The sequence below is a fragment of the Desulfurivibrio modestus genome, from assembly GCF_044068625.1.
Taxonomy (GTDB): domain Bacteria; phylum Desulfobacterota; class Desulfobulbia; order Desulfobulbales; family Desulfurivibrionaceae; genus Desulfurivibrio.
On sequence record NZ_JBIPKH010000002.1, the window covers coordinates 183,129 to 205,523 of the forward strand.

The 22,395-nt window shown below is 63.0% G+C and carries 19 protein-coding genes; 11 read left to right on the forward strand and 8 right to left on the reverse strand.

From position 1 onward, the window contains the following. Positions 1-22 precede the first annotated feature (22 nt). Positions 23-541, forward strand: a complete 519-nt coding sequence (locus ACHHRT_RS02440) for a zinc ribbon-containing (seleno)protein DG (protein WP_395497331.1) — start codon at positions 23-25, stop codon at positions 539-541. A gap of 3 nt (positions 542-544) precedes the next feature. Here ACHHRT_RS02440 and ACHHRT_RS02445 read toward each other — a convergent pair whose 3' ends face one another. Genes ACHHRT_RS02445 through ACHHRT_RS02475 form a run of 7 tightly spaced genes read right to left on the reverse strand, consistent with a single transcriptional unit; the run spans position 545 to position 8,882 of the window. Continuing rightward, positions 545-961, reverse strand: coding sequence for a secondary thiamine-phosphate synthase enzyme YjbQ (locus ACHHRT_RS02445; protein WP_395497333.1), 417 nt, complete (start codon positions 959-961; stop codon positions 545-547). A gap of 29 nt (positions 962-990) precedes the next feature. Beyond that, positions 991-3,552 (reverse strand): ATP-dependent helicase HrpB, encoded by a 2,562-nt coding sequence (gene hrpB / locus ACHHRT_RS02450; protein ID WP_395497335.1) that lies wholly within the window; start codon positions 3,550-3,552, stop codon positions 991-993. Between the two features lie 48 nt (positions 3,553-3,600). Continuing rightward, the gene (pgl, locus tag ACHHRT_RS02455; RefSeq protein ID WP_395497337.1) at positions 3,601-4,719 is read right to left on the reverse strand and encodes a 6-phosphogluconolactonase; all 1,119 of its coding nucleotides are present in this window, start codon (positions 4,717-4,719) and stop codon (positions 3,601-3,603) included. Between the two features lie 13 nt (positions 4,720-4,732). Further along, the gene (locus ACHHRT_RS02460; RefSeq protein WP_395497339.1) at positions 4,733-5,140 is read right to left on the reverse strand and encodes an MFS transporter; all 408 of its coding nucleotides are present in this window, start codon (positions 5,138-5,140) and stop codon (positions 4,733-4,735) included. After that, the gene (locus ACHHRT_RS02465; RefSeq protein ID WP_395497341.1) at positions 5,137-6,132 is read right to left on the reverse strand and encodes a glucokinase; all 996 of its coding nucleotides are present in this window, start codon (positions 6,130-6,132) and stop codon (positions 5,137-5,139) included. The genes ACHHRT_RS02460 and ACHHRT_RS02465 overlap by 4 nt, the downstream gene beginning before the upstream one ends. Next, positions 6,129-6,899: an ATP-binding protein gene (locus tag ACHHRT_RS02470; protein ID WP_395497343.1), complete on the reverse strand. Its 771-nt coding sequence runs from the start codon at positions 6,897-6,899 to the stop codon at positions 6,129-6,131. The genes ACHHRT_RS02465 and ACHHRT_RS02470 overlap by 4 nt, the downstream gene beginning before the upstream one ends. A gap of 9 nt (positions 6,900-6,908) precedes the next feature. Continuing rightward, positions 6,909-8,882 (reverse strand): methyl-accepting chemotaxis protein, encoded by a 1,974-nt coding sequence (locus ACHHRT_RS02475; RefSeq protein WP_395497345.1) that lies wholly within the window; start codon positions 8,880-8,882, stop codon positions 6,909-6,911. 157 nt (positions 8,883-9,039) lie between these two features. On the opposite strand from ACHHRT_RS02475, the gene recB reads away from it, so the two are divergent. The 10 genes from recB to ACHHRT_RS02525 all read left to right on the forward strand — a co-directional run bounded on the left by recB (position 9,040) and on the right by ACHHRT_RS02525 (position 21,711). After that, the gene (recB, locus tag ACHHRT_RS02480) at positions 9,040-12,771 is read left to right on the forward strand and encodes an exodeoxyribonuclease V subunit beta (protein ID WP_395497346.1); all 3,732 of its coding nucleotides are present in this window, start codon (positions 9,040-9,042) and stop codon (positions 12,769-12,771) included. 117 nt (positions 12,772-12,888) lie between these two features. Then, positions 12,889-14,118, forward strand: a complete 1,230-nt coding sequence (rpsA, locus tag ACHHRT_RS02485; protein ID WP_395497348.1) for a 30S ribosomal protein S1 — start codon at positions 12,889-12,891, stop codon at positions 14,116-14,118. 76 nt (positions 14,119-14,194) lie between these two features. Then, positions 14,195-15,331 carry an amino acid ABC transporter substrate-binding protein gene (locus tag ACHHRT_RS02490; RefSeq protein WP_395497350.1) on the forward strand — a complete coding sequence of 379 codons (1,137 nt, stop codon included), beginning with the start codon at positions 14,195-14,197 and terminating at the stop codon, positions 15,329-15,331. Further along, positions 15,328-16,815, forward strand: coding sequence for a two-component system sensor histidine kinase NtrB (locus ACHHRT_RS02495; RefSeq protein ID WP_395497351.1), 1,488 nt, complete (start codon positions 15,328-15,330; stop codon positions 16,813-16,815). The genes ACHHRT_RS02490 and ACHHRT_RS02495 overlap by 4 nt, the downstream gene beginning before the upstream one ends. Before the next feature lie 19 nt (positions 16,816-16,834). Continuing rightward, on the forward strand, positions 16,835-18,658 hold the full coding sequence (recD, locus tag ACHHRT_RS02500; RefSeq protein WP_395497353.1) for an exodeoxyribonuclease V subunit alpha: 1,824 nt from the start codon (positions 16,835-16,837) through the stop codon (positions 18,656-18,658). Between the two features lie 138 nt (positions 18,659-18,796). Continuing rightward, positions 18,797-18,982, forward strand: coding sequence for a hypothetical protein (locus ACHHRT_RS02505; RefSeq protein ID WP_395497355.1), 186 nt, complete (start codon positions 18,797-18,799; stop codon positions 18,980-18,982). A 60-nt stretch (positions 18,983-19,042) separates the two neighbouring features. Beyond that, the gene (gene sbtA / locus ACHHRT_RS02510) at positions 19,043-19,264 is read left to right on the forward strand and encodes an SbtA family thio(seleno)oxazole RiPP natural product precursor (RefSeq protein WP_395497357.1); all 222 of its coding nucleotides are present in this window, start codon (positions 19,043-19,045) and stop codon (positions 19,262-19,264) included. A 147-nt stretch (positions 19,265-19,411) separates the two neighbouring features. Next, positions 19,412-21,025: a thio(seleno)oxazole modification radical SAM maturase SbtM gene (sbtM, locus tag ACHHRT_RS02515; protein WP_395497359.1), complete on the forward strand. Its 1,614-nt coding sequence runs from the start codon at positions 19,412-19,414 to the stop codon at positions 21,023-21,025. 36 nt (positions 21,026-21,061) lie between these two features. Next, positions 21,062-21,457: a desulfoferrodoxin family protein gene (locus ACHHRT_RS02520; protein ID WP_395497361.1), complete on the forward strand. Its 396-nt coding sequence runs from the start codon at positions 21,062-21,064 to the stop codon at positions 21,455-21,457. A gap of 98 nt (positions 21,458-21,555) precedes the next feature. After that, a complete protein-coding gene (locus ACHHRT_RS02525; RefSeq protein ID WP_275805976.1) occupies positions 21,556-21,711 on the forward strand; it encodes a rubredoxin in 156 nt (51 codons plus the stop codon). Between the two features lie 65 nt (positions 21,712-21,776). On the opposite strand, the gene ACHHRT_RS02530 is transcribed toward ACHHRT_RS02525, so the two are convergent. Continuing rightward, positions 21,777-22,241, reverse strand: coding sequence for a cytochrome C (locus tag ACHHRT_RS02530; protein WP_395497364.1), 465 nt, complete (start codon positions 22,239-22,241; stop codon positions 21,777-21,779). Positions 22,242-22,395 lie beyond the last annotated feature (154 nt).

Genomic DNA, 22,395 nt, shown 5'->3' on the forward strand with positions numbered 1-22,395 from the left:
CCGGAAGGGCTGGGGTGGAGACATGTACGATCTGATGTTGAAATATTGCCCGGTGTGCGGGGGTGAGTTCCGGGCCGAAATCCAGAGTTGCGGAGTCTGCGAGGTCACCCTGCTTTCCGGCGGCGAGATGCAGAGCCGGGATGCCGAACGGCAGGCCCGGCGCAACAGCCGCAGCGGGGAGTTCAGCGGCGGCGAGGATTTGGTTACCCTCCATCGCGGACCGCTGGGGGATCTGCGCCAGCTCGAAGCCCTGCTCCGGGAGGAGCGGATCGCGGTGCGCATCAGCGCCGATGAGCAAACCTGCGGCAAGGGCTGTTGCCCCACCAATTTCCTCCTGGAGGTAAGCCGGGACGACGCGGCGGAGGCGGCCAAAATCATCGAGGCTGAATATCGCCGCCAAACCAGGCTCGACCAGCATCAGCCGGTGGCGAAAGACGCGGTTTTCAATCCCGAGGCCGCCGAGACCACCTGTCCGGCCTGCGGCCACCGCTTCCCGCCGACTTCCAGCGAATGCCCCGATTGCGGCCTCAACTTCGGTTAACCGCTACGCGCCGATAATTTTGATCAGCACCCGTTTTTTGCGGCCGCCGTCGAATTCGCCGTAGAAGATCTGCTCCCAGGGTCCGAGGTCAAGCTTGCCGTCGGTGATCGCCACCACCACTTCCCGGCCCATCACCTGGCGTTTCAGGTGGGCGTCGGCGTTGTCCTCGTACCCATTGTGGCGGTATTGGGCTACCGGCTCGTGGGGGGCCAGTTTTTCCAGCCAGACCTCATAATCATGGTGCAGACCCGCTTCGTCGTCGTTGATAAATACCGAGGCGGTGATATGCATGGCATTGACCAGCACCAAACCCTCCTTCACTCCGGCGGCCCGCAGGGCTTCAACCACCTGGGGAGTGATATTGATAAAGGCCCGCCGGCCCGGCACCTCGAACCACAACTCCTTGCGATAACTTTTCATGGTGGGACTCCTATCTCCTTTTTATATGGTTAATTATGCCGTCTGGGCTTAACCCTGGCGGTGGGTTGGGCCTGCCAGGGATCCTCCGGCCAGTGATGCTTGGGGTAGCGCCCTTTGAGCTCTTTTTTCACCTCCTGGTAGGCGTTCTCCCAAAAGCCCCGCAGGTCTGAAGTGATCTGTACCGGCCGACCGGCTGGCGAGAGCAGGTGGAGGAGCACCGGCACCCGGTTTTCGATAATTCTGGGCGTATCGGCCAGGCCGAACAGCTCCTGGAGGCGGACGGCCAGCACCGGCGGCTCACCGGGGCGATAGCTCAGCTTGCGCCTGGAGCCGCTGGGCACGGTGAGGTGGGTGGGTACTTCCCGGGCCAGATAGTCGCGCTGGGACCAGCTTAACCTGGCGGCCAAAATCTCCGCCAGGTTCAAGCGCCGCAACCGGTCGGAACCGCTGATCCCCTCCAACCAGGGCGTCAGCCATTGCTCCGGGTGGCCATGAAGATAGTTGTCATCCACCTCCGGCCAGCCAGCCTCCGGTTGCCAGCAGCCAACGGCGGCGATCCGGGCCTGCAGCTCCCGAGCCTGATCGTTCCAAGGCAACAGCTCCGGCCCCTGCTCCCGAATGGCGGCCAGCAAGGTTTGGGTAACCTGCTCCGGGTCGGGATCGATCAGGTGGGCCTCCTCCAGCACCAGCTCGGCCAGGGTAAGCTGCCGGCGAGCCCTGACGGTTCCAGCCTGGCGATCCCAGAACACCTCCTCCCGCTGCCGCAGGCGATGGGCAAAAATCGAACGCAATTGATCCTCACCCAGGGCCGCCGCCAGGAAGATCCGGCCCTCGCTGCGGCCGGCATCAAGCTCCGGTACCACCAGATAATCCTGAGCGGCCAGAGGATCGTGGCCAGCCAGCGCCGCGCCCCGCCCGGAGCTGAGCTTATACTGGCCCCGCCGGCCGGGGCGGCGCTGGCCGATGCGGTCGGGAAAGGCCACGGCCAGCAGTTCTCCGGCAACTCCGGGCCAAACCGGCTGGTCCTTGGGCGCCGGATCGGGGGCTGCCAACTGCTCGCGGAGTTGACGGCCAACCCGCAGAACCCGGCGGCAAGCCTCGGGGTCCGCCGCCCGGGCCCGAACCGCCGCCGCCCCATCCCGCCGCAACAGGGTCAGGAGTTGCAGGCGCTCCTCGATATCCACCGAGCGTTCTCGCCCCTTGCTGATATCCCGTTCCCCCAGCAGGGCGGCCAGATCACAGGCCAAACCCCGGAGCCCCGCCGGAGCCTGGAGCAACATCAAACCCAGGCGGGGGTGGACCGGCAACTCCTGGCTCCGACGCCCCAGCTCGGTGACCATCCCTTGGGAGTCCAACAATCCCAAGGCTTGCAGTAGTTCCGTGGCCTGATTGAGATTGGCCGGTGGCGGCGGGTTGGGCCAGCGCAGGGCGGCGGGATCGGTGATTCCCCAGCAGGCCAGTTCCAACAGCAGCGGGCTGAGATCGGCGCTGAGTATCTCCGGCGGATCGAAGGGCCGCAGGCCACGATCCTCGTGGGGGCTCCAGAGTCGCAGGCAGTAACCGGGCCCCAGCCGCCCGGCCCGGCCGGCCCGTTGGGTGGCCGAGGCCTGGGAGATCCGCTGGGTGACCAGCCGGTTAAGACCGCTGTTGGGATCGAAGCGGGGGCGGCGTTGCCAGCCGCTGTCCACCACGCAGTGGACCCCCTCGATGGTGATGCTGGTTTCGGCGATGGAAGTGGCCAGGATAACCCGGCGGCGGCCGCCGGGATCGGGCTGTACGGCCGCCGTTTGGGCACTGAGGCTCAAGTCGCCGTAAAGGGGATGGATAACCGCCGCAGCGGCGGCCAAACGTTGGGCCAGCAGCTGCTGGCAGTGGCGAATCTCCGCTGTTCCGGGCAGAAAAGCCAGCAGGTCGCCGGGCTGTTCCGCCAGAACCTGGCCCACCGCCGTGGCCGTATGGCCGGCGATCTCCCGGGCCTGGCAGCTCACCAGGGTCGCGCCACCGGCCCTCTGGCTGACTGGCCGGTAAGCCACCTCCACCGGGTGCTGGACCCCGGCAGCCCGCACCACCGGGGCCCGGTCCAGCAGGGCGCTGAGAGCGGCTGTATCCAGGGTGGCTGACATCACCAGGATTTTCAGGTCCTCCCGCAAGGCGGTCATCACATCCAGGCAGAGGGTCAGACCCAGGTCGGCCTGGAGACTACGTTCGTGAAACTCATCGAAAATAACCAGCCCCACGCCGCGCAATTCAGGATCATTTTGCAGGCGGCGGGTAAACACCCCTTCGGTTACCACCTCCACTCGGGTGGCCGCCGAAACCCGGCTGTCAAAGCGGACCCGATAGCCCACGGTCCGGCCCACCTCCTCGCCCAGTTGCCGGGCCATAAAGGTTGCCGCCAGGCGGGCTGCCAACCGGCGCGGTTGCAGCATCAGAATGGTGGAACCGGCCAGCCAGGGCTCGTTGAGCAGGGCGATGGGGGTTACCGTGGTCTTGCCGGAACCCGGCGGCGCCGTAAGAATCACCGCGCTGCCGGTGATCAGGCGGGAGCGCAGTTCGGGGATCACCTGGTGGATGGGCAGTTTTATTGACACGACACGATCGGATTTGGTGGGAAAAAAAGAGCGGCCACCGCCACCCAGCTAAAGCTGATAGGTTTGCCGCAGCAGTTTTTTTTCATCTTCATAGCTGACCCTGGCCAGGGCCTCGCCCGGGGTCAGCCAACGCAGGCGTTGAATCTCCGCCGAGGGCATAAATTCGCCCTCGGCGGTGGGAGCCATCTTCCAGTAAAGCACCACCTTGGGCAAAGGGCCGTGGTAGTAATGCACCACCCCGGCAAACCCGGTGAAGCGAACCGAGAGTCCGGTCTCCTCCCGTACCTCCCGCAGGGCCGTATCCGCCAGGGTCTCGCCGGGATCCTGCTTCCCTTTGGGCAGGCTCCAGTCGTCATACTGGGCCCGATAAACCACGGCAATCCTGGTCTCCTCTCCGCGCCCTTTTTCCACGATGCCCCCGGCGGCCAGGATCAATTGCCCGGCTTCATCCTCCGGGGTTGGCAGTTTATCCGTTTTGCTGACCAGCCACAACAGTTCCTGCCGGGGCCGTACCAGGGCGGCGGGATACTTGGCGGCCCCGGCCCGGGGATCCTCTTTGATCTCTTGGACGATTCGGGCCTTCCGGCCACCGGTGACCATGATAATCACCGTGGCGGCTCGATTGATCGCCGGCAGGGTGAGGGTGAGCCGGGGCAGGGGGGGGGAGCCCACCGGCTGCTCTTCGGCGGCCACGGTTTGGTCCTTTACCGCCAGCAGTGGAGAGCCGGGAAAGAGGGAGGCGACATGGCCATCAGTGCCCATCCCCAGGAGAACCAGGTCGAAATCGTGACCGAACCCGGCAAGCTCCCGCCGGTACCGCTCGGCGCCCACGGCGGGGGGAAGTTCGCCGGCCATCCGGTGGATATTGGCCGGGGTGATCAGGCCGGGGGGCAGCAACACCGCGGCGGCCCGGCCGAAATTGCTCGCCGGATCGGTCGGTGGCACGCAACGCTCATCACCCTGAAAGATATGGGTCGCGGCCCACGGCATCTCCCGGACCAGGGGAGGGGAGGTCAGCAATTCGTAGAGGGGCAGGGGGGTGGAGCCCCCGGCCAGGACCAGGGAGAAAAAGCCGCGAGTCGTCACCGCCGCCCGGGCCCGGTCGATGATCAGGTTGGCGGCGGCCTGGGCCATGGCTTGGGGATGGGGAAATTTTTTAATGTTCATGGGTTTACGCCGGTCAAAACATGATTTTTTTCAGGATGGAGAAAAGCGGCCCCAACAGGACCCCGCAGGCCACCGCGAAGAGCAGCAGCAGGGGCAGGGCTTGCCCGGCCAGTCGGGCCGAGGTGCGGTGCCGGAGATAACCGTAAAAACCGCCAGCCGCCAGTGACCAGAGGAACAGGGCCAGGATCAGCTTGTATTCCAGGTAAAGATCTTCCGCCGGCAGCAAAACCGGCAACCCCCAGAAGAGCAGGGCCAGGGCGGCGGCCAAAGGCCAGTTCAGGGGGCGGAAGGAGAATTGCCGCCAGCCGGTGGTGTTGATGGCCTTAACCCGCTCCTTCAACCTGCGGGAAAGAACAAAATCGGTGTAGGCGATGAGATAGACCAGCAGCAGGCCGACAAAGGTGCCCAGCAGGAGATTCATCGGCCACCGACCCCCAACCCAGGCCGGTCTCTCAGTAGCAGCCAGGCCTGGGTCGCGGCCCCCCAAAGGCCGCTGTTTTCATCCATGATCAGTTTAACCGGCACTTTGGCCAGCAATTCGCCCATGCTGGAGGAGGCATGAAATTCCCGGCTGAACTCCGGGTGGGTGAGCAGTTCCGGGGCCTTGGCGGCGACGCCGCCGGCGATATAGAGGCCACCGGTGGCCAGGGTTTCCAGGACGTAGTTGCGGCAAACCCGACCGTAAAAGCGGGCAGCCCACTCCAGGGTCCGGGGGTGGCGGGGAAAACCGCGGGTTACTTCCGCCGGGGAGAGCTCCTCGCCACTGAGAAACTGGTGGAGGGAGCTCAGGCCGGAGCCGGAAACCACGCTGTTGCCGCTGATCCTCTCCTCCCGGTTTTTTGCGAGCAAAAAATCAAGATAATCCCGCTCTCGGCCCCCGGCGAAGGGGAAGTCGGCGTGGCCCCCTTCGGATGGAACTACCAGGGGGGTTCCCCGGCCGTCGATATTTGGCCGCAGCAGGGCTTTGCCCAGGCCGGTGCCGGCCCCGATCACCGCCACGGCGCCTCCGACCGCCGCCTCTCCTGGAATGATTTTTCGGGCGGCGGCCCCGGGAGGCGCCAATACCGTCAGGGCCTGGGCGGTGAAGTCATTGATCAGGTGGGCCTCGGCAAAGGAAAACTCCCGGCCGATGGCGGCCAGATCCACCTCCCAGCCCACCAGGGGCAGTTTGCTGTAGCGGCCTTCACTGACCGGACCGGCCACCGCCAGTACCGCCAGATCGGTTTTGGTGGGAGCGAGGGGGAAATCACCCTGATAGAGGGCGCGGAGCTGACCGGCCAGCGAACCGGCCGGCGCGGTGGCCAGCCACCGGACCGCTTTGAGTTCAAGCCCGGCGAGATCACGGCCAGTCAGGGTAAAATGGGCAAACCGGCTGTTGGTTCCGCCAATATCGGCACAGAAAACGTTGATCATGGAGCCTGGGCAACTTGCAGCAACTTTTCCGCCAGTTCGGCGGTGGTGGTCGCCACCGCCGCACCTTCCTCCACCACCGCCGCGCCGCTGCGTTCGGCCCGACGAATCGCGCGGGAATCGGGGAAAAAGGCGATCGGTTCCTCCCTAAGCCCCTCCCGGAGAAACTGCCGATCCTCGCTGTCCTGAACCAGATTGCCCACATAGGATATGTTTTTGATCCGACACTCCTCGGCCAGTTGCCGGATCTTCAAGGCGGTGCGAATGCCGGACTGGGAGGGGATCACCACGATCAACAGCCGGTCCACCCCGACGATGGTTCCCCGGCCCAGGTGTTCGACCCCGGCCTCCATATCCAGCAGGACCACCTGGGCGGGATCGAGCAGCAGCCTGGTCAGCAACCTTTTCAGCACCGTGCTTTCAGCGCAGGCGCAACCACCCTCGGCGTTCTGGATCGCCCCCAGGACCATCAGCTTGATCCCCCCCGGCGCTTCCACAATGAAACGGGTCGGCAGATCATCCACCTTGGGGTTGATGTTGTAAAAGGGGGAGCCCTCCACCCGTCCGGAGCGCTCCTTGAGCATCTCCTTCATCTCGGAGATGGGGATAATCTTCTCCACCTCCCGCACCCCCAGGCTCTGGGCCATATGGGGGCTGGAGTCGGCATCGATCACCAGCACCTCCCGACCCAGCTCGCTGAAATGGCGGGCCAGTAAGGCCATGATCGTGGTCTTGCCCACCCCTCCTTTGCCACTAATCGCGATCTTCATCCAGCCACTCTAAAAATCTTTGAAATCGTCATCATCAAATGGGATTACCTCCGCCGACTTCTGTTTACTTTTGGCCGGAGCGCTTTTCTCCTGCTTTGCCTTGGGAGTTAGCGCCGGAGCCGCCACGGCGGGACGCGGGGGCGCGGTTTTTTTAGCCAGATGTACCGGCGCCTTTTGCAGAGTCTGCTCGCCGGGACAATGGTCGCCGGCCACCAGGGCGGCCAGTTCGCGCACATAATCCTTCATCTGGGCGGCCATGGCGCTCAACTCTTCGGCCGCCGCCGCCGACTCCTCGGAATTGGCGGCGGTACGCTGAACCACCGTGTCCATCTCGCCCATGGCGGTGTTGAGCTGGCTGATCCCATTGGCCTGCTCGCTGGAAGCCACGGCAATCTCGCCCACCAGGCTGCTGGCCTTGCCGGTGCTGGTGGAAACCTCGGCAAAGGCGTCATTGGTTTTGCTCACCAGTTGCGAGCCTTCCTGAACCCGTTTCACCGTGTCATCAATCAGGGTGGCGGTGTTTTTGGAGGCCTCCGCCGCCCGCATGGCCAGGTTGCGGACCTCGTCGGCCACCACCGCGAACCCGGCCCCGGCTTCACCGGCCCGGGCCGCCTCCACCGCCGCGTTCAAGGCCAGGAGATTGGTCTGGAAGGCGATCTCGTCGATGGTCTTGACGATCTTGGAGGTCTCCTCACTGGAGCGGTTGATGGTCTGCATGGCGGTGGTGAGGGCGGCCATGGACTCCCCGGCCCGGTTGACGATGGTGCTGGCTTCCCGCATCAGGGCATCGGCCTGGCCGGCGTTGTCGGCGTTCTGCTTGGTCATGGCGGCAATCTCTTCCAGGGAGGCCGAAGTTTCCTCCAGGGAAGCCGCCTGCTCGGAAGCGCCCTCGGCCAGTTCCTGGCCGCTGGCCGCCACCTGATCGGCGGAGGAGGAGATCTGCAGGGCCCCGTCGTCGAGCCCTCTGGCCAACCGGCTGATATTGCAGACAATGTTTGAGCTGAAGAAGTAGAGCAGGCCGCCCAGGGCCGCCAGCATGGCGGCCCCGCCCAGGGCCAGACCCCAGCGCAGAGCCTGGATCATCCCGATTTGCTCACGAACGTCACGGACAAAGACCAGCACTCCTTTCATTTCGCCGGCATAATCGAACACGGGTTGGCCGATCAGCAGCCGGCCCTCAATCTGGGCGGTGGTTACCCCTTTTTGAACGGCCTGGAGAAAATCGTTGTCGACGAAGGGGTCGGTCTCGGCGGCGGCGGTGGTGAAGATCCGGGCCATGTCGCCGGTGAGCGGCGGGTTGGCGGCCTTGGCGGCCCGGGCGAAATCAAGGTCCCGGGCCAGCAGATAGATGGCCAGGTTGTCCCCGGCTCCGGAGAGGGCGGTGTCCACCATGCTCTGCAGGGAGAAAATCCCTTCCACCGTGCCGAGGAACCGGCCGTTCTGGTTGACAATGGGGACAATGCCCCGCAGGGCGAACCCCTGATCCCCCACCTCCACCCCGGAGACCACGGCCTGATCCCGGGAGGCCTTGAGAATGGTATGGCGAAAAGCGGCCAGATCATCACCCCCATCCCGCTCCCCGGCCCGCCGCCAGGTGCGGAGAAAGCTTTTGGCCGGCGGCAGGTGAAAATGGACCTGGGTTTCAAGGGTACCGCCCAGCAGCCGCTGGGCATCCCTTTGCAGCAGGTCGAAGCTCCGGCGCAACACCATCCGCCCCTGGGCCTCATCCCCGCCATGGGCCAGTTGGTAAGCTTCCTGCACCCCGGGGTAGCCGGCGGCCAGCAGCCCCAGACTGAGGGCCCTCTTTTCCAGGTTTTGGATACTCTTCTCGTTCAGGGCCACCTGGGTCTGGGTCAAGGTCTCGATCTCCTCCTGCCAGAGACCGTTGACCACCCAGAGGGAAACCGCGATCAGCATGGTGATGGCGGCAACCACCAGAGTCAGGGGAATTATCATGACCTTCATACGCAAAGAGAGTTTCATGGTATGCTCCTTGTGGTGATTTGACAGGTGGTGCGGCCACTGGTTAACTTGAACTTAACTTTAATTTTCTAGCTGTTTTCACGTTGTCCGTCAATTGCAATCGTTGCCGGCACAATGGTATTGCTTAATCCGAGCTAGCCGCTTAGAGTGCTAAGTCATGAAAGTTCAGAGGGAAAACCATACCCCACCATCTTCCTCTCCAACCGGCAGTCTGCCATTCGCCCCCGAAACCCTGCCGGAGGCCCCAATCCAACTGATCGAGGCCAGTGCCGGAACCGGCAAAACCCACTCCATCTCCTCCCTCTATCTGCGTTTTATCCTGGAGCGGGAGCTGCCGGTGGAGCGTATCCTGGTCCTGAGCTTCACCGAGGCCGCCACCGCCGAACTGCACGAACGTCTGCGCGCCCGGCTCCAGGCGGCCCTGGCCCTCTTTGAGGGGAGAATCGGCTCCCGCGATCATTTCCTCAACGGCCTGCTGGCCAACAGCGGTGATCGGCAACGGGATCGGTTGCTGCTGCAAAAAGCCCTCACCGAGATCGATCAGGCGGCGGTAACCACCATCCACAGTTTTTGCCACCAGATGCTGCAGCAAGGGGCCTTTGAGAGTGGCATGCCCTTTGAGTTGGAACTGGTCAGCGAAAGCCACCTCCTGCTGGAGGAGATCGTCCGCGATTATCTGGCCACCGTTTTCCATGGCGATGACTCGCGTCTGCTGGCCCTGTTGCCCTTGGGTGAGGGATTGGACTCCTGGCGGCGGATCGCCGAGATCGCAACCCGGCATCGCGATTTTCCGGTGCTGAACGGTTTGCGACCGGCGGGGGAGGAGACCGCTCCCGCCGCTGGGGAGATAAGCAAGCTGATTGCCGCGGCCCTGGCGGCCTTCAACCTGGCCCGCCAGTGCTGGCGGGAAAACGAGGAAACCATTGTCGCGATCCTTAAACAGGGCGAATTCAGGGTGGAGGTCAGCCGCCGAATCGATGCCGGCCTCCTGGGGCAACTGGCCGCTTATCTGGCCGAGCCCCAGCCGGATTCATTTCTGGTTCCCGAGGGCAGTGAACGGTTGACCCCGGAAAAATTCAGGGATCCCGAGGCCAAGGTTTGCCCCAAAAGGGCGATCGCCAAGGGCAGGGTGCCGGAACACCCCTTTTTCCCGCTCTGGAGTGCTTATCTGACGGCCTCGGCCCGGCTTGCCCATCATTACCGTCTTCATACCAGCAAAGGCCTGATCGAGTTTGCCCGCCGGCAACTGCCGGCTCGGCTCTACGCGGCCCGGCTGCAATCGTTCGACGATCTGCTCCACCGACTGGCCCAAGCCCTGACGGGTGCCAAGGGTTACCCCCTGGCTCAATTGATGGCCAACCGTTATCCGGTGGCCCTGATCGATGAGTTTCAGGATACCGATCCGGTTCAATACGCCATCTTCCAGGCCGTCTACGGCCAACCGAAGCCCTCCCCCCCCACGCGGCTGATTCTGATCGGCGACCCCAAGCAGGCCATCTACGGTTTCCGGGGGGCCGATATTTTCGCCTACCTGCGAGCCGCCCGGGACAGCGGCGGGCAACGCTACACCATGACCGTCAACTGGCGGGCCGATGGAGGGATGGTGGCGGCGGTCAATGCCCTCTTCGGTGGGGTGGCCAACCCTTTTCTGGTGCCGGAGATCGGCTTTCCCAGGGTGGAGCCCCGGCCGGAGGCGGGGGATTGCTGGCAGGGGGGCGACTTCGGCGGCGACTTGCCCCTGCAGTTCCTGACCCTGCCGCCGCAACTGGCCGATCACGTTGCCGGAGTGACCAGCAACCGGCCGGTGAAGGGTAAGGTGGAAAAACTGCTCCCGGCGCTGGTGGCGGCGGATATCGCCGGCCTGCTTGCCGGCGGCGCCGGAATCAACCTCCCCGGGGGTTTTCACCCTTTGCGTCCCCCGGATATTGCCATCCTGGTCCGCAGCAATCGACAGGCGGAGGCCATGCAAGCCGCCCTGCGGGAGCAAGGGATCAAGGCCGTGGTCTACAGCCCCGCTTCGGTATTTCAGAGTAAAGAAGCCCGCCAGTTGACCATCCTGCTTCATGGTCTGCAGGAGGGCGCGGGGGATCCCCAGCGGCGGGGGGCCATGCTCACCGAGTTGTTGGCCGCCACCCCCCGGGAGTTGGCCGACCTGACCGACGAAGAGATAAACTGGCAGGTCTGGCTGGATAATTTCAGCCGCTGGCGTTTACTGTGGCGGGAGCGGGGCTTCATGGCCATGGCCCGCACCCTGGGAGCGGAGAAACGGCTGGCGGCCCGCCTGTTGACCTCCCCCGACGGCGAAAGACGGCTCACCAACTACCGCCATCTCTTCGAACTGCTCCATCAACAGGAGCGGCAAGGGCACCTGCGACCCGCCGCCCTGGGCAAGTGGCTGGATGCGAAAATCGCCGGCGGCAACCAGGGCGGTGATGCCGATGAGTTGCGGCTGGAAAGCGATGAGGCGGCGGTGCGGGTGTTGACCATCCATCGCAGCAAGGGGCTGGAGTTTCCCGTGGTCTATTGCCCCTACCTCTGGAAGGGGGAGGGGCGGCGGTCCGGGCGGCGGGAAGGGCTGTTCACCTTCCACGATCCGGCGGACCAGCGGGTGGGTAAAATCGTGATCGATCCCAATGCCGACCAGCGCCTGCGCCGCCGGGAAGAGGAGTTTGCCGAAGAGCTGCGCCTGCTTTACGTGGCAGTGACCCGGGCCCGGCACTGCTGCCTGGTGCCATGGGAGGCGGCCACCGACTATGAGCACTCGGCCCTGGCCTATCTGCTGCATGGTGGCGACCTGGCCGCCCTGGGGCGGGAGGAGATCCTGGCCATGTTGACCCAACGGGTGGCGGGGGAAAACCACTGGGGAATCCGCCGGTTCCCCCTGCCGGAATCGTTGGGACGCTGGCGCAACCCGGAAGATGAAGTCCAAACCGTCGCTCCCTCCTGCCGGAGTTTGTCCCGACCCATCGCCCCCGGCTGGCGGGTGGGGAGCTTTTCCCAGCTGGCGGCCGCCCAGCACCCCGGCGAACGCGATCCCAGCGGTGGGCGCGATTACGATGGTGGGGACAGCCTGGCACTTGCCAGCCCCACCATCACCCCCAAAGCGGCGACGCTTCCCCCGCACCCCCTGCTCGCCAGCCGGGTTCCCCTGGCCGAGTTTCCCGCCGGCTTGGCCGCGGGCAACCTGATCCATCGGATTTTTGAACTGATCTCCTTTACCGACGCCAGCGCCCACCGGGAGATCATCACCGCCCAAACAGCAGCCTTCGGTTTCGGGGCTCGGGGCCCCGCGACCACAACCCTGGAAAGGGCGGTGGCCGCGGTGCTGCATACCCCGCTGACCGACGAGGAGCCTTTCTGCCTGGCGGAGATTGGCGATGGTCAGCGACTCAACGAGCTGCCCTTCATCTTTCCCGTGGGCCGGCAAGGCGGGGTTTTGGGGCCGGCTCGGCTGGCCGCGGCCTTCGCCGAACATCAGCGCCAGTTACCCCCGGGTTATCCCGAGCTGCTACGAACTCTGCAGTTTGTCGACCTGGCGGGCTTTCTCAAGGGGTTTATCGATCTGGTTTTTCAGTGGCGCCAACGCTGGTATATCATCGACTACAAGAGCAACCTGCTGGGGTCCTCCTTCGGCGACTATTGTTCCCCCCGGCTGGCGGAACCGATGAGCCGCCACCACTATATTCTCCAGTACCATATCTACACCGTGGCCCTGCACCGCTACCTGGCGGCCCGGCTGCCGGGCTACAATTACCAGCGCCATATCGGGGGAGTCTTTTACCTTTTCCTGCGGGGAATGCACCCGGAACTGGGTCCGGCCGCCGGAGTTTTCGCCCATCGCCCCCCCGGGGCCCTGGTTGAAACCCTCTCACGGGATATCTTCGGGTGAACAGTCGGGCTGAGGGTAAAGCGGTTGACCTTGATATGCCATTGGCGGTAAAACCAGCGGATTAACCCTGGGAACTGGGCCGACAATAATGACAAACAAGCTAAGGAGTTTAAATTAATGAGCGGTTTTGCTGAACTTTTTGAACAAAGCGGCGTCGAAGACCAAAAACTTCAGCCCGGTCAGAAGATCAAGGCCAGGGTGGTGGGAATCGCCCGGGAGTGGATCTTTATCGATCTCGGCGGCAAGAGCGAAGGGGCGGTGGCCAAGGCCGAATTTCTTGACCCCGCGGGCAACTGCACCGTGGCGGTGGGGGATGAGGTGGAGGTCTATTTTCTGGCCGACAAAAATCAGGAAAAGCTCTTCACCACCAGAGTGGGCGGCAGTGCGGTGCAGGCCCACCTGGAAGAGGCTTTCCACGGCCGGGTGCCGGTTGAAGGCACGGTGGAGGCGGAAACCAAGGGTGGCTTCCTGGTGAAGATCGGGGGGGCCTCCGCCCGGGCTTTCTGCCCCTACTCCCAGATGGGGCTGCGCCGGGTGGATAATCCGGAAAGCCTGTTGGGTCAAAACTACTCTTTTTTGATCATGGAGTTTCGCGAGGGAGGCAAAAACATTCTCCTCTCCCGCCGCCAGTTGCTGGAGCAGGAACGGGAAGCGCGCAAGGAGGAGTTGCGCAACTCCCTTAAGGTGGGGGACCGGGTGACCGGTACCGTCACCTCGGTTCGTGACTTCGGGGCATTTGTCGATATCGACGGCATTGAGGGTTTGATCCCCGCCTCGGAGATCGGCTGGGGCCGGGTGGAGGATCTGCACAGCCATCTGGAGGCGGGAAGCCAGGTTGAGGTGGTGATCAAGAGCCTGGATTTTGAGGCCGATCGCTACTCCTTCAGTCTCAAGGAGACCCTGCCCGATCCCTGGGAGCAGACCCCGACCCTCTTCCCGGAGGGTTCCACCCACCGGGGACGGGTTGTCCGGCTCACCGATTTCGGCGCCTTTGTCACCCTGGCGCCGGGGATTGACGGCCTGATCCATATCTCCAAGCTGGGGGCCGGCCGGCGGATCAACCACCCCCGGGAGGTAGCCAAAGTAGGGGATGAGTTGGAGGTTCAGATCGAGGCCATTGATCCGGCAAACCACCGGATATCCCTGGCCCTTACCCCTCCCGCCGGCGGCGAGGCCGGGGAGGAGGGGGCGGCAAAAACCACCGGTCGCGGCAAGGGGGCCGGCAAAAAACCGGCGGCCGACGATGACCACCGGCGGGACTTTCAGGAATATGCCGGCAAGAAAACCGGCGGCTCCATGGGAACCCTGGGAGACCTGCTCAAAGCTAAACTGGCGGGCAAGTCGTAGGGTGGAGGGGTTCCCAGCCCCCCATAGGCCACCGGTTCGAACGGGTGATCGCCGCCGCCGGCCGGGCTGGCTGCTCGTGCTGCTGACCCTGCTGATCCTCTGGCCCGCCCAGGCCGGGTCGCAGCCACCAAAGCCGGTGCGAATCGGTGTCTCTTTGGGGTTGACCGGCAAATATGCCCCCATGGCCCAAAATCAGTTGCATGCCTTTCGCTTGTGGGAGCGGCAGGTCAATGAGCGGGGAGGGTTACTGGGCCGGCCGGTGGAGCTGACGGTTGTTGACGACCGGAGCAGCTCCGCCACCGCCCTGACCATTTACCGGCGGTTTATTGAAGAGGAGCGGATGGAGCTGCTCTTTGCCCCCTACTCCAGCGAAATAACCCTGGCGGTCCTGCCGCTAACCGAACAGCATCGCTATCCGCTGCTGGCCTCGGGGGCGGCGGCGGATGAGATCTGGCAACGGGGCTATCGTTATATCTTCGGAATTTTCACCCCGGCCGGCAACATCAGCTTCTCCTTCCTGGAGATGCTGGTGAGTCTCGGGATCGACAACCTGGCGGTTTTCCATAGTGACGACCCCTTTTCCCGCCAAGCGGCGGCCGGGATGTTGAAGTGGGCTCGGCGCCTGGGGTTGCAGATCGATCTTGTTGAACTTTTCGAGCGGGAAAGGCCGGACTATCAGGCCATGCTGCAACGGGCCCGGAAGGCGGAAGTCCAGGTGGTAATGATGAGTGGCCACCTGCCCGAGGCAGTGGGGCTGCGCCGGGCGATGCTGGAAGCCGGCTGGCAACCCCGGATCTATTACGCCACCCAGGGCCCGGGCAACGAGGCCTTTGTCCAGCAGTTGGGCGAAGCGGCCGATGGGGTCTTCGGCACCGAGCAGTGGCAATATCTGGGGGGAGCCCCCCGGGAAATCTGTGCGGATTTCGTCACCGCCTACCAGGAGCTCCACCGGGAGCCCCCCAGCTATTTCGCGGCCTCCGCCTATTCCGCCGGTCGGATCATGGAACGGGCGGTGACGTTGGCTGGAAGCCTGGAAGGGGAAAAGCTACGCGCCATCCTGGCCCAACTGGATTTCCATTGTCTCACCGGCCGCTTCCGGGTCGACGCCACCGGTCGTCAGATCAGAAACTTTACCATCGTGACCCAACGGCATAATCTTAACCTGGAGGTGGTCTGGCCCCGCAGCCTGATGACCAGGGAGCCGCGGTTATGATGCCCTCCTGTTTTGCCCGGTTCAAAACCAGCATCAGCTGCCGCTACTATTTGAGCTGCCTGTTGCTGGTGCTGCTGATCGGGGGCGGCTTTTACCTGCTGCTGCTCAACCCCCTGCAAGGGTTCATCCACCGGGTCATTCACGGCTCGGTGCGGGGCGCCGCCGAGGATATCCAGCGGATTTGCGAACAGAGCTACCACCATCTGCTGCAAACCGGGGTCGGGGAAAATAGCCCGGAGGCCAGGATCAAAAGGGCGGTCACCCTGGGCATGATTGAAGATTTCATGCACAGCAGCCAGATTAAAGTACTGATTTTTTCCGCCGGCCAACCGCTGCTGACCGGAGATAAGCAAGGCCTCGGCCATGGCTCGGCCGCGGATCATCAAGCGCCGGATCTCCAACTCCTGGCCACTCTCCCCGTTGAGGGAGTCGGTCGGTTAAGTTGGGAAGGTGAGAGCTATTACGCCACCCGGCAAACCTTCTCTCCCTGGCAATGGGAGATCTTTGTCCTCAAGGAGAGCAGTATCTATCAGGGCGCCCTGCGCCGCCTGCACCGGGCCTATTACGTCACCATCGCCCTGCTGCTGATCTGGACCCTGTTGAGCGTGCTTTTTTTCAAACGCCAGATCGAAAAGCCGATTCGGGAGATCATCTCCTCCCTGCGCCAGGACCAGACCCCGAACTACCGGGGAGTCTTCGAATTTGAATTTTTAAGTGATCAGCTGCGGCAAGCGATGACCGAGCAGGAGATCATGCGGCAGCGTTTTTTTAAACAGCAGCAACTGGAGTCCATCGGTGTTCTGGCCGGGGGGGTGGCCCATGACTTCAATAATTTACTGGCGGCCCTTTATGGCCAGATCAGCCTGGCGGCGCTCTCCCTGCCCTCCGGGCATCCGGCGCTGGGCTCGTTGCAACTGGCCGAAAAATCAGCCGACCGGGCCCGGGCCCTCACCGGGCAACTGCTCACCTTTGCCACCGGCGGACATCTGAAGCGGCGGGTCCAGCCCATTGGCGACCTGATCGAAGAGATCGGCCGTTTTGTCCTCAGCGGCCCGCACCATCGGCTCAAGCTGGAGATTCCGACCGATCTGTGGGAAGCGAATATCGACCGGGCCCAGGTGGGCAACGTGCTCCACAATCTGTTGCTCAACGCCAAGGAGGCGATGCCCGAAGGGGGTGAGCTGGAGATCGCCTGCGGCAACCAGGAGATCTCCCCCGCCAATATCCTGTCGCTGCCGCCGGGCCCCTATCTGCGGCTTGCCATTCAGGACAACGGTCACGGGATGGAACCGGAAGTGGCTGCCAAAATTTTCGACCCCTACTTCTCCACCAAGGAGCGGGATGCCAGCAAGGGCACCGGCCTTGGTCTGAGCATCTGCCATTCGGTGATTGAAAAGCATGGCGGGCGGATCGAGGTGAGCTCAAGTCCCGGGCGGGGCACCACCTTCACCATCTATCTACCCGCCACTCTACCAGCCACCTGATAAATCGGGAGCAACCGTGATGAGTAGCGCAATGGACCAGTTGCTGACCTGCTGGGTGCGGGAGGAGGTGCTGGGTGAATTTGACCGCCACTGGCTTGAGCTGCTGGCCCGGCTGGACCCCCGGGCCTCCCCGGCGGTATTGCTGGCGGGAGCCCTGGCCCGGGCGGCCATCGACCAGGGCCATCTCTGCCTGGAACTGGACCGGTTGGCCAGCCGGGCTCTGCCCACGCCGGAGGAGGCCGAACCCTTCATTTTTCCGGCCGCGCAAGAGTTACGGGCTGAATTGAGCCTCTCCCCCCTGGTGGCCTGCCCCGACCAGGGGGAGCAGCCGGCTGACTTAAACTCCATCACCCCCCTGGTCTTGGAAGGGAACCGCCTCTATCTGCGGCGCTACCAACAGTATGAAGCTGAGTTGGCCACCGCCATCCTCAAACGGGCCGTCGCCAAAGGGCCCGGCCTTGGGCCCGCCCAACTGGCAGCCAGCCTTAATATCCTGGCCGCTGCCGCCGCCCTTACCCTGGACCCGGAACAGCAAAGGGCGATCACCGCCGCCCTGGTTCACCGGTTGTCGGTGATCTCCGGCGGGCCGGGCACCGGCAAGACCACGATCATCTTTTTCATCCTGGCCCTGAGCCGGCTGCTGGCGGCCGACGGCCGCCAGCCACCTTCCCGGATCCTGCTGCTGGCCCCCACCGGCAAGGCCGCGGCCCGCCTGGGTGAAGCGGTGCGGGAAAAGGTAAGGCGGCTGCAAACCACCATCAGCGCCGATTCACCCTGGGCAGGGATCATAACCGACCTGCCCCAAGGGGCCATGACCATCCATCGCGCCCTGGGCTATCAGGCCGAAACCCCCACCATCTTTCGCCACCGGGCCGACAATCCCCTGGCTGCCGATCTGGTGGTGGTGGATGAAGCCTCCATGGTCGATATCGCCCTGATGAACAAACTCTTTGCCGCGGTGCCGGCCAAGGCCCGGCTGATTCTGCTGGGCGACAAGGATCAGCTGGCTTCGGTGGAGGCCGGCTCCATCCTGGGAGATATCTGCACCGCCGCCGCCGATGGCGAGGGAAGCAATGAGCTGGCGGCCGGCGTCATCAACCTCAGTCAGGGTTTTCGTTTCGATCCCCAGCGAGGCATCGGCGCCCTGACCAGGGCGATCAACGCCGGCGACAGCGCCGAGGCTCTGCGGATTTTAGAGCAAGATCGGACCGGGGAAGTGGCCATGGTTGATCCGATCAACCTTGAGCATGATCGGGAATTTCAGGCACTGCTGCTAACCGGCTTTACTCCCTGTCTGACGGCGACCAGCCCCGACGAGGCCCTGGCCCGGCTCAACGATTTTCGCCTGCTTTGTTCCCATCGCCGGGGCAGGAACGGAATGGAAAGTCTCAACCTTTTCTGCCGCCGCCTGCTGGCCGCTAAAGGGCTGCTGCACCCGACCAGCGAGTGGTACCGGGGCCGGCCGATCATGATCACCGCCAACGACTACAGCCTGAATCTCTTCAATGGTGATTTGGGAGTGATCTGGGAATCTCCGGAGGATGACCACCAGTTGCGGGCTTTTTTTTCTGTGGGTGGCACCATCCGGCGGTTTTTGCCTTCCCGCCTGCCCCGCCTTGAAACCGCCTTCGCCATGACCGTTCACAAGAGCCAGGGCTCGGAGTTTGAGCAAGTGGCGGTGGTCCTGCCCCGGGAATCATCGCCGCTCCTCACCCGGGAGCTGCTTTACACCGCCATCTCCCGGGCCCGCAGGCGGGCCCGAATCTTTGGTCCCCAAGCCGTGATCGCCACCGCCATCGGGCGCAAGGTGGAGCGAGCCTCGGGGCTGGCCGCCCGCCTCTAGCCTCCAACAGGTAAAAAGAGTTGTTTGGTCCAAATTAGCGATTGAGTTGCAAGGGGGCAATTTGCTAGACTGAGGGAACTGGCATGATCTCGATCCCCAAGCAGTTCAAGGAAAAAGATGTAAAACAAGGAGGCTGAAATGACCATTGCCGGCGTACCAGTTGTGCTGCTGCTGGGCATTACCCTGTTTTTACTGCTGATCTTCCAGCTTACCTCCGGCCTGCGGCTTATCAAGGCCTCATTTGCCACCCATAAAAAGGTCGGCATACTGGCGGTTATCCTGGCCATGATTCATGGTTTACTGGCTATCGCAAGCAACATGTAGCAACCCTCATCAAGCTGCGGGGCCATTACAGCCCCGCAACAACCAGTAAAGGAGGATTTTATGAAGTCCCAGGACACCAAGGGTTTTTTGGCGGGCTTGTGCCTGGCCGCGTTGCTGGCCGGAGGTACCCTGGCGGCTCCCGCCCCGGCGCTGGGCTCCAGTGGTTGCGCCTCCGGGGGGAAGACCACCCAGGAGGGGAGCGGTTCCGCCGACGGAGGCGATGACGGCCCCGAAGGTGGGGAAGGAGCCGAGGAGGAGAGCGCCGAAGGCAACGGCAGCTGAGAGGGCTCAGGCAGCTGATAAAAGCTGCCCAAGGACGCAGGTTGCGTCCTCAAACATTTTGCTAGAACCTTGAAGCACACCGGCAGGAGACCCGCCGTGGGTCTCCTGCCACCTTTTTTTGGGAGTCACCATGCCTGCAAAATGCCGATGAACAGCCCGGAAGCCCCGCTGCCAGAGATCTTTCCCGCCTGTCACCACCTCGTTGGTCCTGAAAAGTGGGGCCGGCTGGTTGGGGAGTTGACAGGCGAGAAGCAATGGCCCGGTTTGCCCGAAATTATCGGGGGCCAAACCGAAAGTCTGGCCCTGCCGCCCTACCTGGCGGAGTTGGCCGAGCTGGAGGCGGCAGCCTGGGCTTGCCGCCATGAGCAGGGGGAATTACCCCTCCAGCCCGCGGCAAAAATCCTTAATCCCTCCTTGCGAATCTTAAATTGCAGCTGGCGCAATCTGGCCGGCATGCTCAGGCCCGAGGAGCGGCCGCAGTCTGCCCCCGCCCCCGGGGCGGAAACCCTGCTGGTCTGGCTGGGTCCCCGTAGCGGCCGGGTTCGCATCCAGCCGGCCGCCGCTGACGATCTGCTGGCCTTGAAAATCATCGCGGAAAAATTGCCCATCGGCCCCACCGCCCTGGAACATGGGGTGGCGGTGGCCAACCTGCATCGGGTGGTGGAACAGGCCCGGAACAAGGGGCTGATTCTGGCGCCCGAACCTCTGTTGGTCCGGGATCCGGAAAATTTTGTCCCCCAGGAAAAGATCTTTGAGCGCTTTGTAAAACCCCGGGTCTTTACCCTCCAGTGGCACATCACCCAGGCCTGTGACCTGAACTGTAAGCACTGTTACGACCGCAGCTCCCGCCAAACCATGTCCCTGGAGCAGGCCTTCCAGGTGCTGGATCAGCTGGAAAGCTTCTGCGCTGCCCGCCGGGTCAGGGGCAAGGTGACTTTCACCGGGGGCAACCCCTTGCTCTATCCCCATTTCGACACCCTTTACCTGGAAGCGGTCAAACGGGGGTTTCCGGTGAGCATTCTGGGTAATCCCGCCTCCCGGCAGCGTCTGGAGGAGCTGGTGGCCATCCAGGCCCCCACTTTCTATCAGGTCAGCCTGGAGGGGCTGCCGGAACACAACGATTTCGTCCGCCAGGCCGGCTATTTTAACCGGGTGCTGGAGTTTCTGCCGATTTTGAAAGAGTTGGGGATCTTCTCCCAGGTCATGCTCACCCTGACCCGGGACAATATGGCCCAGGTTCTCCCCTTGGGCGAGATCCTGCGCGACAAGGCCGACCTTTTCACCTTCAACCGCTTGTCGGCGGTGGGGGAGGGGGCCAGGCTACTGATGCCCGACCCCGCCGACTACCAGGCTTTTCTCCGGGAATATATGGCAGAGACGGCCAACAACCCGGTGCTGGGCCTCAAGGACAACCTGATCAATATCATCCGGGAGCAAGAGGGGCGCAAACCCTTTGGCGGCTGTACCGGTTTCGGTTGCGGGGCCGGCTTCAACTTCCTTACCCTGCTCTCCGATGGCGAACTCCACGCCTGCCGCAAGTTCCCCTCCTTTATCGGCAATATCTACCAGGAAGGGTTGGCCGGGGCCTATGATTCCCCAGCCGGCCGGCGCTACCGGGCCGGCAGCGCCGGCTGCCGCAACTGCAAACTGTTGCCGGCCTGCGGCGGTTGCCAGGCGGTGATTTTCAGTTCCGGCCTTGATCCCGCCCGGGACCGGGACCCCTATTGCTTTTACGCCCAAGCCCCGGGCTTACTGGGATAAATGAGGTGGCGGCCATTAAAATTCAGGAGGAGAATCATGCAGCTCAAACGTCGCGAGTTTATCAAAATCATGGCTGCGGGGGCAGTGGCCGCCGTTGCCCATCCCCCCACCCTGGCCCTGGCCAACAAGTCGGCGGTAACCATCGAGGCCCCGGCAACGGCGGCCAGAAACGCCCAGGTAACCATCCGCCTGCAGATAACCCACCGGGGCAACAACTTTATCCACTATACCAACTGGGTCACCCTGAGAACCGAGGAGGGGGAGATTGGCCGCTGGGATTTCTCCGCCTTCGATCGGCCGGAAAACAACGAATTCAGCCGCGAGGTCACCATCGCCATGGAGGGGACCACCCAACTGATCGCCCAGGCCAACTGCAATATCCACGGCAGCGAGGGAGAAGTCCGGCACACGATTGTGGTGCAAGATCGCTAGGGGCGAAATGGTCTTTACAAACTAAAACTTTATGGATAAAGCAATCATTACCAAATAGGTGGTAGGTCAAATTCACAACCAAAATGGGAGAGAAAAAGATGGACAAGTACGAATGCCCCTGTGGTTATGTTTACGATCCGGCGGTTGGCGATGAGGATAATGGGATTGAGGCCGGAACCCCGTTTGCCGACCTGCCCGACGATTGGGTCTGCCCCAAATGTCAGGCGGAAAAGGAACACTTCTACAAAATTTAAGCACCCAATAACTTTAGGTTCGGTGGCGTTGAGGCGGGGCAGGTCCGCCTCAACGCCACCGTCGGTTAACGCTTCTCCAAAATCTTGAAGAGCTTGTGATCTTCGGCGGTCAGCTCCGCCTGCCGCTTCAGGGTCCAGTGGCCAACCCAGCGTTTAAAGAGATCCAGGTTCTTGGCCCGCTCCTCAGCACTTCCCCCCAGATAGATATTCATGTTACCGGGCTTGCCAGTGGGGGTGGCCTTGCCATCATCCAGGCGGCGCATGATCGCCCCGGCATCGTCACCCTTGACGAAGGCGACCAGCTCCTGATAGGTGGTCATTCGGGGTCCCACCATCATGGAGGTGTACTTCTTCTGATCGGCATCGAACTCTTCGATGCTGGGAGAGCGTTCGCCGTGGCAGGCGAAGCATTTCTGCTCCATCAGCGGTTTGATATGGTCGTTGTAGGTCACCTGACCGTGGGAACCGGCCCAGGCCGATCCCCCGCCCAGCATGACCAGGGTAATAGCCGCCATTGACAATTTTTTCATGGTTCAATCTCCTCAATATGAATTTGATTCGGTTAACTTGCCGGCACTTTCAAGGCAAATCCTGTTGGTTGGAGTCGATCAGGCCCTGGTAGGTTTCCAATATGCTAGGGAAAGCGACCGGCGGAGTCAAGGTCTTAATTCTCAATTTGGCCCC

Excerpts from the sequence above, each read along its gene's own strand:
- ACHHRT_RS02440 (WP_395497331.1), top strand. The coding sequence starts at position 23 with ATGTACGATCTGATGTTGAAATATTGCCCGGTGTGCGGGGGTGAGTTC.
- ACHHRT_RS02445 (WP_395497333.1), bottom strand. The coding sequence starts at position 961 with ATGAAAAGTTATCGCAAGGAGTTGTGGTTCGAGGTGCCGGGCCGGCGG.
- pgl (WP_395497337.1), bottom strand. The coding sequence starts at position 4,719 with ATGAACATTAAAAAATTTCCCCATCCCCAAGCCATGGCCCAGGCCGCC.
- ACHHRT_RS02460 (WP_395497339.1), bottom strand. The coding sequence starts at position 5,140 with ATGAATCTCCTGCTGGGCACCTTTGTCGGCCTGCTGCTGGTCTATCTC.
- ACHHRT_RS02465 (WP_395497341.1), bottom strand. The coding sequence starts at position 6,132 with ATGATCAACGTTTTCTGTGCCGATATTGGCGGAACCAACAGCCGGTTT.
- ACHHRT_RS02470 (WP_395497343.1), bottom strand. The coding sequence starts at position 6,899 with ATGAAGATCGCGATTAGTGGCAAAGGAGGGGTGGGCAAGACCACGATC.
- ACHHRT_RS02475 (WP_395497345.1), bottom strand. The coding sequence starts at position 8,882 with ATGAAACTCTCTTTGCGTATGAAGGTCATGATAATTCCCCTGACTCTG.
- recB (WP_395497346.1), top strand. The coding sequence starts at position 9,040 with ATGAAAGTTCAGAGGGAAAACCATACCCCACCATCTTCCTCTCCAACC.
- rpsA (WP_395497348.1), top strand. The coding sequence starts at position 12,889 with ATGAGCGGTTTTGCTGAACTTTTTGAACAAAGCGGCGTCGAAGACCAA.
- ACHHRT_RS02495 (WP_395497351.1), top strand. The coding sequence starts at position 15,328 with ATGATGCCCTCCTGTTTTGCCCGGTTCAAAACCAGCATCAGCTGCCGC.
- recD (WP_395497353.1), top strand. The coding sequence starts at position 16,835 with ATGAGTAGCGCAATGGACCAGTTGCTGACCTGCTGGGTGCGGGAGGAG.
- ACHHRT_RS02505 (WP_395497355.1), top strand. The coding sequence starts at position 18,797 with ATGACCATTGCCGGCGTACCAGTTGTGCTGCTGCTGGGCATTACCCTG.
- sbtA (WP_395497357.1), top strand. The coding sequence starts at position 19,043 with ATGAAGTCCCAGGACACCAAGGGTTTTTTGGCGGGCTTGTGCCTGGCC.
- sbtM (WP_395497359.1), top strand. The coding sequence starts at position 19,412 with ATGAACAGCCCGGAAGCCCCGCTGCCAGAGATCTTTCCCGCCTGTCAC.
- ACHHRT_RS02520 (WP_395497361.1), top strand. The coding sequence starts at position 21,062 with ATGCAGCTCAAACGTCGCGAGTTTATCAAAATCATGGCTGCGGGGGCA.
- ACHHRT_RS02525 (WP_275805976.1), top strand. The coding sequence starts at position 21,556 with ATGGACAAGTACGAATGCCCCTGTGGTTATGTTTACGATCCGGCGGTT.
- ACHHRT_RS02530 (WP_395497364.1), bottom strand. The coding sequence starts at position 22,241 with ATGAAAAAATTGTCAATGGCGGCTATTACCCTGGTCATGCTGGGCGGG.